Source organism: Fibrivirga algicola (genome assembly GCF_011742925.1).
GTDB classification, from domain to species: Bacteria; Bacteroidota; Bacteroidia; order Cytophagales; family Spirosomataceae; genus Fibrella; species Fibrella algicola.
Genome location: NZ_WAEL01000051.1, coordinates 1 through 256 on the forward strand (window position 1 = coordinate 1; position 256 = coordinate 256).

At 57.4% G+C, this 256-nt stretch carries 1 protein-coding gene; it reads right to left on the reverse strand.

All coding sequences use genetic code 11. The annotated features are described in order from the left end of the window. Positions 1–256, reverse strand: a 256-nt coding sequence (locus F7231_RS27165) for an Ig-like domain-containing protein (RefSeq protein ID WP_166694351.1), incomplete at both ends; no start/stop codon positions are given.

Consider the following 256-nt stretch of genomic DNA (forward strand, 5'->3'; position numbering starts at 1 on the left):
GGTCTGATTAGCCACCGTAGCGGTCACGGCGGGGTTGACCGTTACCGTAGCCGTGGTTACAGCCGAGCAGCCGTTGCTGTTCGTTACTGTGACATTATACGTAGTAGTCGTGGTGGGGGAGACCACAACCGAAGCCGTCGATCCCGTTCCAGCGGGTGACCAGACGTATGTGAATCCCGTACCACCTGTAGCGTTTGCCGTTAGTGTAGCCGTCGTTCCGTTACAGATAGTTTGGTTAGCCACCGTGGCGGTCACG